Genomic DNA, 12,381 nt, shown 5'->3' with positions numbered 1-12,381 from the left:
CGGGCGTCGCTCAGGCGGTGGCGTGCGGCCCGATCCATTCCGCGACACGCCGGTCGACTCCCCCGGTGGCCAGCTGACTCGCCAGCCAGGCGTTTACCATCAGCGCGGTCGGCATATCGTTCTTCGGCAGCAGGAACACCTTGCCGAAGGAGTCGAACGGTGTCTCCGGATGCAGGACCCGCAGGTCGGGATGCTGCCGCACGTGGTAGCGGCCCTCCACCGAATCGGTGACGAAGACGTCCGCGCGACCGGCGGTGATCTGATCGAAAATGGTGACGTTGTCGGGCCATACCGTCAGCTGCGCATGCGGGAAATGGGCGCGGGCGAACTGTTCGTTGGTGCCGCCGCGGTTGACGATCACCCGCACCTGGGGCTGATCGATCTGCTCGATCGTCGCGTACTTGCCGGCGTCGGCGGCACGCACGATCGGGGTCTTGCCGTCGGTGCCGTAGCTCAGCGAGAAGTCGGCGTAGGCGCGCCGGGCCGCGGCGTCGGATATTCCGCCGACCGCGAGATCGCAGGCGTGCGCCGAGAAATCGCTGCCCATCGACGCCCAAGTGGTCGGCACGAATCGCAGCGGGCGCCCCAGCAGCTGCGCCATATCGCGGACCAGGTCGACGTCGATGCCCCGGTAGCCGCCGTGGCCGTCGGTCACCGAATAGGGCGGGTAGTCACCGGTGGTGCACACCCGCAGGGCCGCGGGATCCTCGGCGCGCGCCGGGGCGATCATCGTCAGGACCGCGGCCGCACCGGCCGTCGCGGCGGCGATCAGCCGATGCCGCAGAGCCATCTCAGTTCTCGTTGCGCGCCTTCGGGAACCGGGCCTGGTGGGCGACCCAGCCGGCCATCCGCGCCCAGTGTCCCTTCGCCGGGGTGGCGACCGAACTCAGATCGCGATCCCAGTGCTCGGTTTCGGCGAGGCCGTCGACGGCATCGACGACCGCCTTGGCGGTGGCCAGATCCGCGACGACTCGATCGCCGAGCACACCGTCGGCGCCGACGAGGGTGATGCGGACCCCGATGCGCCCGATCGGCTGCAGTACGGCCGTACCCGAACCACCGTGGGCGGCGACGAACTTCTTGACCGACTCGATGACGGCGGACGACGGCGTGACCGGGGCCGCGGTGGCGGTTTCGCTCATGGCGTGGAGTTTACCGTCCGGTAGGGACGGCCCAACCGCCCTACCGGTGTTCGTGGCGCGAGGGGGTGTAGAACTGAAAGCCATGCGCGCCATTCAGGTCAGCGAACACGGCGGTCCCGAAGCTCTCGTCGCGACCGAGGTCGACGATCCGGTCATCGGGCCGAATCAGCTGCTCGTCGATACCGAGGCGGCCGGTGTCAATTTCATCGACACCTATATCCGCACCGGCACCTATCCGCAGGAGGTGCCCTACATCCCGGGTTCCGAGGGCACGGGTGTGGTCGCCGAAGTCGGTTCCGAGGTGACCGAATTCACCGTCGGCGATCGGGTCGCGTGGGCCGCCGCCCCCGGAAGTTATGCGGAGAAGGTCGCGGTCAATGCGGCGGTGGCGGTGGCCGTGCCGGACGGGGTGCCGCCGGCGGTGGCGGCCTCGGCGCTGTTGCAGGGCATGACCGCGCACTACCTGATCGAATCGGTCTACACGCCGCAGCCGGGCGAGACGATTCTGGTCCACGCCGGCGCCGGCGGCGTCGGGCTCCTGCTGACCCAGCTGGCCGCCGCCCGCGATATCCGGGTGATCACCACGGTGTCCACCGACGCGAAGGAAGAGTTGTCCCGCGAGGCCGGCGCCGCACATGTGCTGCGCTACGGCGACGATCTCGCCCAGCGCGTACGCGACCTCACCGACGGGGTCGGGGTGGCCGCGGTCTACGACGGGGTGGGCGCGGCGACGTTCGAGGCGAGCCTGGCGGCCCTGCGCATCCGCGGCATGCTGGCGCTGTTCGGCGCCGCCAGCGGTCAGGTGCCGCCGTTCGATCTGCAGCGGCTCAATCCGGCCGGCTCGCTGTTCGTCACCCGCCCGACACTGGCCCACTACACCCGCGATCGCGCCGAATTGACTTGGCGCGCAGGCGATGTCCTCGACGCCGTCGCCGACGGGACGCTGCGGGTGCGGATCGGCGCGCAATATCCCCTTGCCGAGGCCGCGCAGGCACATCGAGATCTGCAGGCCCGCAAGACCACCGGGTCGATCGTGCTGGTGCCCTGAGCGGTCAGTAGTCGCGGCCGGTGAGCCCCCGGTAGACGAATCGGGTCAGCCCAGCTACCGCCTGCTCGTCGTCGACGGCGACCACGCCCTCCTCGACCGCCTCCAGCAGTGCGCGGATCAGGAGGAACATCATCGCCACGCTGACGTCCGGGGTGCTCGGCAGGCGGAGTCCGGCCGCGCCGAAACCGTCGACGTGGTCGACGACCTCCTCGAGTTGACCGGCCGTGAACCGGTTGGCCAGCCGCGCGAGCTCCTCGTCGACCAGCGCCGCCTGCGTCACCGCCCGCAGTACCGGCCAATTGCGGCGAGCGAAGGTCCAGTACTGCTCGATATGGAATTCGACGGCCGCCGGCTTGGTGAAATCCGGATCGTGCGCACTCGCCTCGGCCGACGTATCCCCTTCGGCCGCAAAGTCTTCCAGCAGCGCCCGGAGTAGCTGTTCTTTCCCTCGAAGTGGTTGTAGAACGATCCCGCCGACCGTCCGGCCGCCGCGGTGATGTCGGTAATCTTGGTACCGGGGCCCGCACGCGACCCGCCTGACCTTCGGTGCGCCGGCCTCGGCCACGGAAGCCCCCCGGGGTGCGGGCATATTCGATCCTCGCGACCGGCCCGGCCCCGGTCAGCTCATCGCCGTCGACGGCCACGCCTTCACCGAGTACGCGGCCGCCGCGGGCACGCAGGTACAGGTGCGGCCGGACGGATATCTGGCATGGCATCGGCAGGGGTGACCCGCCGACGACCCGGCCACGCCGATGGTGGATGATCTGTGCTGCCGCCCAAGCCGATTCGCCCGCTTCGCCGTACCGTCGTACGGTGGTCGGGCGGTCGCTCGGGGCGGCCGGCAGAACAGGCATCGGTCAGGGGTTGATCCAGATGTTGGTGAAGGTTCGCAACGACGACCCGTCGCGGCTGTCCAATTCCGAACGGACGGTGGCGAACTGGCTGAAGACCTGGACCGGCGCGCACGCGTTACCCGGTATCGCGGTGGTCGCGGCCGGTGGCGCCGATGCGATCGTCTGGACGCCGAAGACCTGCGTGGTCATCGTGATCAAGGACTTCACCGAACGGGCGAGCGGCACGCTCACCGTCTCCGGTTACCGGCCCTGGACCATCGACGACCGCATCGCGCCGCTGGCCGGAACCGAGGCCGGCACCGAACCGATGACCGAGATCCGCGCCCGCACCGGTGAGATGGCCGAGCTGCTGCGCGGTGCGCCCGGCCGGGAGCGGGTCGGGGTGACCGGCATGGTGCTGGTCATGCCGCAGTTGAGCAGCCGGGTCGCATTGGACAAGGGTGATCTCCCGGACGGGATCGATGTCGTCCTCGGCGACGGGCCCGCGGCGTTGCGCAACTACTTCAGCCGGATCACCGCGGACGCACCCGACACCTGGGATGCGACGCAGGTCGGCCAGGCATTGGCCGCGATCGGATTCGCCGCGGCCGCAACCCATTCCGATCTCACCGCGGAGGGCTTTCCCGCGCGGCTGGACCGCACTCCCCCGCCGCCGAACCCCGTCCCGTCCCGTGGCCCCACACCGCCGGCGGGGGCGCCGATTCCCGGGCGGGGTCCGGCCGGTGTCCCGGTCGCCGCCGCTGCCCCGATGTCGCCGGGTGGTGCGCCGGTATCGATGGCTCGCCCGAATCCGGCGCCGCAGCCCGCGCCTGGTCCGGTCCCCCAGCCCGTGGCCGCGGCCGGTCCGGTTCCTGCAGGGCCGGCGCCGGCCTACGGGCAGAACCAGCAACCCTATTCGGTGCCCTTCGATCCGCGCCCGCCCGCGGCTCCGCCTCGGCGCAACCGCAACCGCAGCCTGGTGCCACTGGTTCTGCTGGGCGTTCTGGTCGTCGTGCTGGCGTTGGCGGCCATGTGTACCGCGGGCGGCGGGTCCGGGTCCGGCCCCAGCCACGCTCCAGCTTCCGGTCGCACCACCACGACGACCACCTCGCATTACACCCCGGCGCCGGAGCGCACCGTGCCGCCCTCGACGCCCGGGCACGCGTGCTACCCGTTCCAGCCCGGCTGCCCCTGAGTCGCGAACCTACGGGCCGCCGGACACTACGGGCGTAGGTGGCCCGACAGCTCGACTCCCCACCCCGGAAGCGCGGCGCATCGGGACCGCCTACCGGATCGGATTACCGGTGAGGCGCGCGTCTATTCGATGTGGCGGATTGCGGGCCCAGGGCCGGGCCCGCAGCGATCTCAGCCGAACAGCGTCGAGCCGATGGTGTGCCAGCCGAGCACCGAGTCCACGGCCAGACCGCAGAACACCACGGCGAGGTAGTTGTTGGACTGCAGGAACAGCCGCAGCGGCTTGACCGACGCCCCCCGGCGCACGCCGGAGTACAGCTGATGCGCCATCAGCAGGAACCAGGCACCGGCGACGATGGCGACCGCCGCGTACACGACACCTGTCGCCGGAATCAGCGCCAGGGTGGCGAGCACCGTCAGCCAGGTGTAGATGACGATTTGCTTGGTCACCGCGCGTTCGGTCGCCACCACCGGCAGCATCGGCACGCCGGCCGCGCGGTAGTCGTCCTTGTAGCGCATGGCCAGCGCCCAGGTGTGCGGCGGCGTCCAGAAGAAGATGACCGCGAACAGCGCGACCGCGGGCCAGCCGATGGTTCCGGTGACCGCCGACCAGCCGACCAGTGCGGGCATACAGCCCGCCGCGCCGCCCCACACCACGTTCTGCGAGGTCCGGCGTTTGAGGCCGAGGGTGTAGACGAAGACGTAGAACAGGATCGTCGCGACCACGAGCAGGCCCGAGAGCAGATTCGCCTGCCACCACAACCACGCGAACGAGCCGGCACCGAGAGCGACACCGAAGACGAACGCGTTGCGGGTCGGCACCGCCTCGCGCGCCAGCGGACGCTTCGACGTGCGCTTCATGACCTTGTCGATATCGGCGTCGGCGACACAGTTGAGGGTGTTGGCACTGGCCGCACCCATCCAGCCGCCGAACAGGGTGGCCACGATCAGCCGGATGTCGACATGGCCACGGTCGGCCAGCAGCATCGTCGGGATGGTGGCCACCAGCAGCAGTTCGATGACCCGCGGTTTCGTCAGCGCGATGTAGGCGAGTACCCGGCGGGTCAGCTTCGACAGCGGGCCGCTGCCCTGGACACGGTCGGCGAGCGCCGTCGCGGAGGAGCCATGCGCATCACCCGGCTGTTGCCCAATCCGCACTGTCTCTCCTCGCAGGTGGTGCATCGATCCGGTAGGGAAGCAACGGTTTCGGCGGCGTGGCGGGCCTCCCGCGCGCAGCCGTTTCCGCTGTCACCGCAGAGCGCGGCGCGGGCGGCGCAGCCTCTACTACAGACGATGGTAGACCCCCGCGTGTTGTACTCCGGCACCCACCCGCCGCGAAAGCGCCCGTGCCGCAGGCGATCGGCCCCGGCCGGTCCCGACGCGAGTGCCACGTCACATATCCGCCGTCGGCCGCTGTGCGGAACAGCTTCGGCTCGGCACCTCGGCGGCTGTCATCATTCACCGTAATCCCGCGCACCCGCACGGGGTGCGGGCGAAGGGTTCCCCACTCGCGGCGATCAGGCGACCTCTAGGGTGGTGGGTACAGCCCGCAAGCAGCCGTTGTACACACACGAGAAGGTCAGGAGAACCTCGGTCGTGTCAGTCACAGACGACATCCGCGCCCTCACCCAGCCCGCACATCCGGCCGACTGGACCGAACTGGACACCAGAGCCGTCGACACCGTCCGTGTCCTGGCCGCCGACGCGGTGCAGGCCGCCGGCAACGGCCACCCCGGCACCGCGATGAGCCTGGCGCCGCTGGCCTACACCCTCTACCAGCGGGTCCTGCGCTACGACCCGAGCGATCCGGACTGGACGGGCCGCGACCGGTTCATCCTGTCGTGCGGGCATTCCAGCCTGACCCAGTACATCCAGCTGTACCTGTCGGGACTGGGCCTGGAGCTCGACGACCTGAGGCACCTGCGCAAGTGGGGTTCGCTGACCCCGGGCCACCCGGAGTTCCGCCACACCAGGGGCGTGGAGATCACCACCGGCCCGCTCGGCCAGGGCTTGGCCTCGGCGGTCGGCATGGCGATGGCGGCCCGGCGCGAGCGCGGTCTCTACGACCCGTCCGCCGCGACCGGCGCCAGCCCGTTCGACCACTTCGTCTACGTCATCGCCTCCGACGGCGATATCGAAGAGGGCGTCACCTCGGAGGCCTCCTCGCTGGCCGGCACGCAGCAGCTGGGCAATCTGATCGTCTTCTACGACGACAACCGGATCTCCATCGAGGACGACACGTCCATCGCGCTGACCGAGGACACCGCCGAGCGCTACCGCGCCTACGGCTGGCACGTGCAGGTCGTCGAGGGCGGTGAGAACGTCACCGGCATCCTGGAGGCGATCGAGGCCGCCAAGGCCGTCACCGACAAGCCGTCGTTCATCCTGCTGCGCACGATCATCGGCTATCCCGCGCCGAACAAGATGAACACCGGCGCCGCGCACGGCGCCGCGCTGGGCGCCGACGAGGTCGCCGCCACCAAGGAGATCCTGGGCTTCGATCCGGGCCAGAGCTTCGTCGTCGACGACGAGGTCATCGCCCACACCCGCGGCAACGCCGCCGAACGCGCCAAGTCGGCCCGCGCCGCCTGGCAGGAGCAGTTCGACGCGTGGGCGCAGGCCAACCCGGAGAACAAGGAGCTGTTCGACCGGCTGCGCGAGCGCCGGCTGCCGAAGGGCTGGACCGAGGGGCTCCCCTCGTTCGAGCCCGACGCCAAGGGCATGGCCACCCGTAAGGCCTCGGGCAAGGTCCTGGCCGCGCTGGCCCCGGTGCTCCCGGAGCTGTGGGGCGGTTCGGCCGACCTGGCCGAATCGAACAACACCACCATGCCGGGCGTGCCGAGCTTCGGCCCGGCGTCGATCTCCACGGGTATGTGGAAGGCCGAGCCCTACGGCCGCACCCTGCACTTCGGTGTGCGCGAGCACGCGATGGGTTCGATTCTCAACGGCATCGCCCTGCACGGCCCGACCCGGCCCTACGGCGGCACCTTCCTGGTGTTCTCCGACTACATGCGCCCGGCGGTCCGGCTGGCCGCGCTCATGCGTGTGCCGGCCATCTACGTCTGGACCCACGACTCCATCGGCCTGGGTGAGGACGGCCCGACCCACCAGCCGATCGAGCACCTCGCCGCGCTGCGCGCCATCCCGGGCCTGAACGTGGTCCGCCCCGGCGACGCCAACGAGACCGTGTACGCGTGGCGCACCATCCTGGAGCTCGAAAGCGCCGAGCAGCATTCGCATTTCGTGCCGGCCGACCACCCGCACACCGACGGCCCGTCGGCGCTGGCGCTGACCCGCCAGGACGTGCCCACCCTGGAGGGCACCAGCTACGAGGGCGTCTCCCGCGGCGGCTACATCCTGGCCGAATCCTCCACCGGCACACCGCAGGTGATCCTGATCGCCACCGGTTCCGAACTTCAGCTCGCCGTCGCCGCGCGCACTACGCTGGAGGAGCAGGGCATCGGCACCCGCGTGGTGTCCATGCCGTGCGTGGAATGGTTCGACGCGCAGGAACAGTCCTACCGCGACGAGGTGCTGCCGCCGCAGATCACCGCCCGCGTCACGGTCGAGGCCGGTATCGCGATGCCGTGGCACCGCTTCACCGGCAGCGACGGTGAGAACGTCTCGATCGAGCACTTCGGTGCCTCGGCCGACTTCAAGACCCTGTTCCGCGAATTCGGCATCACCGCCGAAGCCGTCGTCGATGCCGCGAAGCGCTCACTCGACAAGGTGAAGGGATAACCAATGGCACAGAACGAGAATCTCGCCGCACTGTCTCGCGCAGGCGTGTCGGTGTGGCTCGACGATCTGTCACGCAACCGGATCCGCTCGGGCAATCTCGCCGACCTCGTCGCCACCCGCAGCATCGTCGGCGTGACCACCAACCCGACCATCTTCCAGGCGGCCCTGAGCGAGGGCCACGCCTACGACGACCAGGTCAAGGAGCTGGCCGCCCAGGGCGCCGACGCCGACGCCGCCATCCGCACGATCACCACCGACGACGTCCGCTCGGCCTGCGACGTGCTGGCCGAGGTCTTCGACGCGACCGGCGGCGTGGACGGCCGGATCTCGATCGAGGTCGACCCGCGACTGGCCTTCGACACCGACAAGACCGTCGCGCAGGCGGTCGAGCTGTGGAAGATCGTCGATCGGCCGAATCTGTTCATCAAGATTCCGGCCACCGAGGAGGGCCTGCCCGCGATCACGCGCGTGATCGCCGAAGGGATCAGCGTCAATGTCACGCTGATCTTCTCGGTGCAGCGCTACCTCAGCGTGATGGGCGCCTATCTGGACGGCCTGCGCAAGGCGCGCATCGCCGGCCACGACCTGGCCCGCATCCATTCGGTCGCGTCGTTCTTCGTCTCCCGCGTGGACACCGAGATCGACAAGCGGCTCGAGCAGATCGGTTCGGACGAGGCGCTGGCCTTGCGCGGTAAGGCCGGAATCGCCAACGCGCGCTTGGCCTATGCCGCCTACCAGGACGTGTTCGACGGGGGTGACCACACCTCGACCTACTCGCATCTGGCCTCGTCCGGTGGTAACCGGCAGCGGCCGCTGTGGGCGTCGACGGGCGTGAAGAACCCGGACTACCCCGACACCATGTACATCACCGAACTGGTGGCGCCGAATACGGTCAACACGCTGCCGGAAAAGACCCTCGAGGCGTTCGCCGACCACGGCGAACTGCGCGGGGACACGGTGTCGGGCACGGCGGCCGACGCGCAGGGTGTGTTCGACGCGCTCACCGGCGTCGGAGTCGATCTCGACGACGTGTTCGCCGTCCTCGAGCGCGAAGGTGTCGAGAAGTTCGAGAAGTCGTGGGACGAGCTGCTCACGGCGACCACCGCCGAGTTGAAGAGCACCGGAAGCAACTGACCGCGATGGCCGGCCAGAAGAAGACGGCCGCCCCGGGGAATCCGCTGCGCGAGGAGCGCGACAAGCGGCTTCCCCGGATCGCCGGCCCGTGCAGCATGGTGATCTTCGGGGTGACAGGGGACCTGTCACGCAAGAAACTGATGCCGGCCATCTACGACCTCGCGAACCGGGGGCTGCTGCCCCCGGGTTTCGCGCTGGTCGGGTTCGCCCGGCGCGATTACGCCGACGAGGATTTCGCTCAGGTCGTCCTCCAGGCGGTCAAGGAGCATGCGCGCACTCCGTTCCGGCAGGAGGTGTGGGAACAGCTGTCGGAAGGTATCCGCTTCGTGCAGGGCACCTTCGACGACGACGCCGCCTTCGGCACGCTCGCGCAGACGCTCAAGAAGCTGGACGCCGAACGCGGCACCGGCGGCAACCACGCCTTTTATCTGTCGATCCCGCCGAACGCGTTTCCGATTGTGCTGGAACAGCTTTCGCGCACCGGGCTGGCGAAGCCGCCGGATCCGGGGCCGGGTAAACCGCAGCCGTGGCGGCGGGTGGTGATCGAGAAGCCCTTCGGTCACGACCTGCAGAGCGCCCAGGAGCTCAACGCCCTGGTCAACCGGGTGTTCCCCGAGGAGACGGTCTTCCGTATCGACCACTACCTCGGCAAGGAGACGGTGCAGAACCTGCTGGCGCTGCGGTTCGCGAACGAACTGTTCGAGCCGATCTGGAACGCCAACTTCGTCGACCACGTGCAGATCACGATGGCCGAGGACATCGGATTGGGCGGGCGCGCAGGCTATTACGACGGCATCGGCGCCGCCCGCGACGTCATCCAGAACCATCTGCTGCAGCTGCTGGCGCTGACGGCGATGGAGGATCCGGTCAACTTCCAGCCGCGACAGCTGCAGATCGAGAAGATCAAGGTGCTCTCGGCAACGAAGCTGGTCGAACCGCTGGAGGAGACCACCGCCCGCGGCCAGTACGCGGCCGGCTGGCAGGGCAGCGAGCGCGTGGTGGGCCTGGCCGAGGAGGAGGGTTTCGATCCGCATTCGCGCACCGAGACCTACGCCGCGATCACGCTGAACGTCGACACGCGCCGCTGGGCGGGCGTGCCGTTCTATCTGCGCACCGGAAAACGCCTGGGGCGCAGGGTCACCGAGATCGCGGTCATGTTCAAGCGGGCCCCGCATCTGCCCTTCGATCAGACCATGACCGAGGAGCTGGGCCAGAACGCGCTCGTCATCCGGGTGCAGCCGGACGAGGGCATCACCATGCGGTTCGGTTCGAAGGTGCCCGGATCCAGTATGGAAGTCCGCGACGTCAACATGGATTTCAGCTACGGCGAATCGTTCACCGAATCCTCGCCCGAGGCCTACGAGCGGCTCATCCTGGACGTGCTGCTGGGCGAGCCGTCACTGTTCCCGGTCAACGAGGAGGTCGAATTGGCGTGGCGCATCCTCGATCCCGTACTCGATCATTGGGCCGAGGGCGGTAAGCCCGAGTTATACGAGTCCGGCACCTGGGGTCCGGCCTCGGCCGACGAAATGCTCGCCCGCACCGGGCGCGAATGGCGGCGGCCATGATCGTCGACATGCCCGACACCAGCACCCGCGAGGTGACCAAACGACTGGTCAGCCTGCGCGAGTCCAACGGTGTGATCGCCATGGGCCGGGTGCTCACGCTGGTGGTGTGCACGCTGGATTCCTCGGAGGCCGAGGACGCCATCGACGCGGCCAACGACGCCAGCCGCGAACACCCCTGTCGCGTGATCGTGCTCGCGCGCGGCGACCGGTTCTCCGAGACCAAACTCGACGCCCAGATCCGGGTCGGCGGCGACGCCGGGGCGGCCGAGGTGATAGTGCTGCGACTGCAGGGCGAGCTGGTCAACAACGAGAGCAGCGTGGTCATCCCGTTCCTGCTGCCGGACACTCCGGTGGTGGCGTGGTGGCCGCGCGGCGCGCCGGAGTTTCCGTCGCGGGATTCGGTGGGACGCTTGGCCATTCGCCGGATCACCGATTCGACCTATGCCCCGGACCCGCGTGCGGCGATCACCCGGCGGCTGGATTCCTACGCACCGGGCGACACCGATTTGGCGTGGAGCCGGATCACGTTCTGGCGGGCGCTGCTGGCCTCGGCACTCGACGTGCCGCCGTACGACCCGATCGAATCGGTAACGGTTTCGGGGCTGGCCGAAGAACCCGCGCTCGACATTCTGGCGGGATGGCTGGCGGCCAAATTGGCGTGCCCGATCCACCGTCGGACCGGAGAGTTGAAGGTCGTCCTGCACCGCGCGTCGGTGTCGGTCGGCATCGAACGTCCGCAGACGGGCCGCACCGCGACCCTGACGCGGACCGGCGAGCCCGATCAGCGGTTCGCGCTCGCCCGTCGTGAGACCAAGGACTGCCTGGCGGAGGAACTGCGGCGGCTCGATGCCGACGAGGTCTACGCCGAGGCACTGGCCGGAATCGGGAAGGTGATCTATGAATAAGCCGGAAATCGCGGTTTTTGCCGATCACGACGAACTGGTGAAGGCGGCTGCCGTGCGGTTCGTGCAGGTGGTGACCAGGGCTCAGGCCGAGCGTGGTTCGGCGTCGGTGGTTCTCACCGGCGGCGGCACCGGGATCGCCCTGCTGGAGCAGGTGCGGCACGCACCCGGCGCGATCGACTTCGGTCGCCTGGATGTGTTCTGGGGCGACGAGCGGTTCGTCCCGGCGGGCGATGCCGAACGCAACGAATTGCAGGCGCGCGAGGCGTTGCTCGATCACGTGGCGGTCGACCCGGCGCGGGTGCATCCGGTCGCGACCTCCGACGGGGAGTATCCGGATCCGGTCGAGGCCGCCGCCGAGTATTCGGCGACGGTGCACGCGCATCTGGCCGAGCACGGCGCATTCGACCTGCATCTGCTCGGCATGGGTGGCGACGCTCATGTGAACTCGCTGTTCCCGCATTCCGCGGCTGTCGCGGAGGAGCACGAACTCGTTCTCGCCGTAACCGATTCGCCGAAGCCGCCGCCGGTGCGTGTCACCCTGACCCTGCCCGCGGTCGCCCGCGCGCGGCACGTGGTTCTGGTGGTCGGCGGCGAGGGCAAGGCCGAGGCGGTGGCCCAGGCGGTGGGCGGCGCTTCCCCGCTCGAGATCCCGGCGGCCGGGGCGCACGGCAGCGAAACCACCACCTGGATGGTCGACGAAGCGGCGGCCGCGAAGCTGCCCTGAGGCCGGGACGGAATCCCGGCTGATCGTCCTCCGTCTGCGCCCACGCGGCGACAGGCAGGCTCAGATACACACCGACGAGGTGGCCCGCGGGC

Annotated in this window: 11 protein-coding genes; 7 read left to right on the top strand and 4 right to left on the bottom strand. The window is 69.3% G+C overall.

Annotation, left to right across the window (positions count from 1 at the left end; all coding sequences use genetic code 11):
• Nucleotides 1–10: 10 nt before the first annotated feature.
• Together A5789_RS03850 and A5789_RS03845 are read right to left on the bottom strand one after the other, a co-directional pair.
• The gene (locus tag A5789_RS03850; RefSeq protein WP_064902646.1) at nt 11–790 is read right to left on the bottom strand and encodes a transporter substrate-binding domain-containing protein; all 780 of its coding nucleotides are present in this window, start codon (nt 788–790) and stop codon (nt 11–13) included.
• A 1-nt stretch (nt 791) separates the two neighbouring features.
• Nucleotides 792–1,142, bottom strand: coding sequence for a hypothetical protein (locus tag A5789_RS03845; RefSeq protein WP_064902647.1), 351 nt, complete (start codon nt 1,140–1,142; stop codon nt 792–794).
• A gap of 82 nt (nt 1,143–1,224) precedes the next feature.
• Between A5789_RS03845 and A5789_RS03840 the strand changes: the two genes are divergently transcribed.
• Nucleotides 1,225–2,190, top strand: a complete 966-nt coding sequence (locus A5789_RS03840; RefSeq protein WP_064902648.1) for a quinone oxidoreductase — start codon at nt 1,225–1,227, stop codon at nt 2,188–2,190.
• Between the two features lie 4 nt (nt 2,191–2,194).
• Here A5789_RS03840 and A5789_RS03835 read toward each other — a convergent pair whose 3' ends face one another.
• Entirely contained in the window at nt 2,195–2,779 is a 585-nt protein-coding gene (locus A5789_RS03835) for a TetR/AcrR family transcriptional regulator (protein WP_146098661.1), read from the bottom strand.
• A gap of 284 nt (nt 2,780–3,063) precedes the next feature.
• Between A5789_RS03835 and A5789_RS03830 the strand changes: the two genes are divergently transcribed.
• A complete protein-coding gene (locus tag A5789_RS03830) occupies nt 3,064–4,218 on the top strand; it encodes a hypothetical protein (RefSeq protein ID WP_064902649.1) in 1,155 nt (384 codons plus the stop codon).
• 170 nt (nt 4,219–4,388) lie between these two features.
• On the opposite strand, the gene A5789_RS03825 is transcribed toward A5789_RS03830, so the two are convergent.
• Nucleotides 4,389–5,375 carry a heme o synthase gene (locus A5789_RS03825; protein ID WP_030518428.1) on the bottom strand — a complete coding sequence of 329 codons (987 nt, stop codon included), beginning with the start codon at nt 5,373–5,375 and terminating at the stop codon, nt 4,389–4,391.
• Between the two features lie 438 nt (nt 5,376–5,813).
• Between A5789_RS03825 and tkt the strand changes: the two genes are divergently transcribed.
• From tkt to pgl, 5 genes are read left to right on the top strand one after another with little or no spacing between them, the layout of a single operon-like run.
• On the top strand, nt 5,814–7,958 hold the full coding sequence (gene tkt / locus A5789_RS03820; protein ID WP_063013306.1) for a transketolase: 2,145 nt from the start codon (nt 5,814–5,816) through the stop codon (nt 7,956–7,958).
• Nucleotides 7,959–7,961: 3 nt separating this feature from the next.
• Nucleotides 7,962–9,092, top strand: coding sequence for a transaldolase (tal, locus tag A5789_RS03815; protein ID WP_063013308.1), 1,131 nt, complete (start codon nt 7,962–7,964; stop codon nt 9,090–9,092).
• Between the two features lie 5 nt (nt 9,093–9,097).
• Nucleotides 9,098–10,660, top strand: a complete 1,563-nt coding sequence (gene zwf / locus A5789_RS03810) for a glucose-6-phosphate dehydrogenase (RefSeq protein ID WP_063013310.1) — start codon at nt 9,098–9,100, stop codon at nt 10,658–10,660.
• Nucleotides 10,657–11,565: a glucose-6-phosphate dehydrogenase assembly protein OpcA gene (gene opcA / locus A5789_RS03805; protein ID WP_174554966.1), complete on the top strand. Its 909-nt coding sequence runs from the start codon at nt 10,657–10,659 to the stop codon at nt 11,563–11,565. Before zwf ends, opcA begins: the two co-directional genes overlap by 4 nt.
• Nucleotides 11,558–12,289: a 6-phosphogluconolactonase gene (gene pgl, locus A5789_RS03800; RefSeq protein WP_064902651.1), complete on the top strand. Its 732-nt coding sequence runs from the start codon at nt 11,558–11,560 to the stop codon at nt 12,287–12,289. The genes opcA and pgl overlap by 8 nt, the downstream gene beginning before the upstream one ends.
• Nucleotides 12,290–12,381: the final 92 nt, after the last annotated feature.

This window comes from Nocardia sp. 852002-51101_SCH5132738 (assembly GCF_001665695.1).
GTDB lineage: Bacteria > Actinomycetota > Actinomycetes > Mycobacteriales > Mycobacteriaceae > Nocardia > Nocardia nova.
Note: the sequence above shows the minus strand (reverse complement) of the source record. Positions and strands in the feature narration are given on the sequence as shown.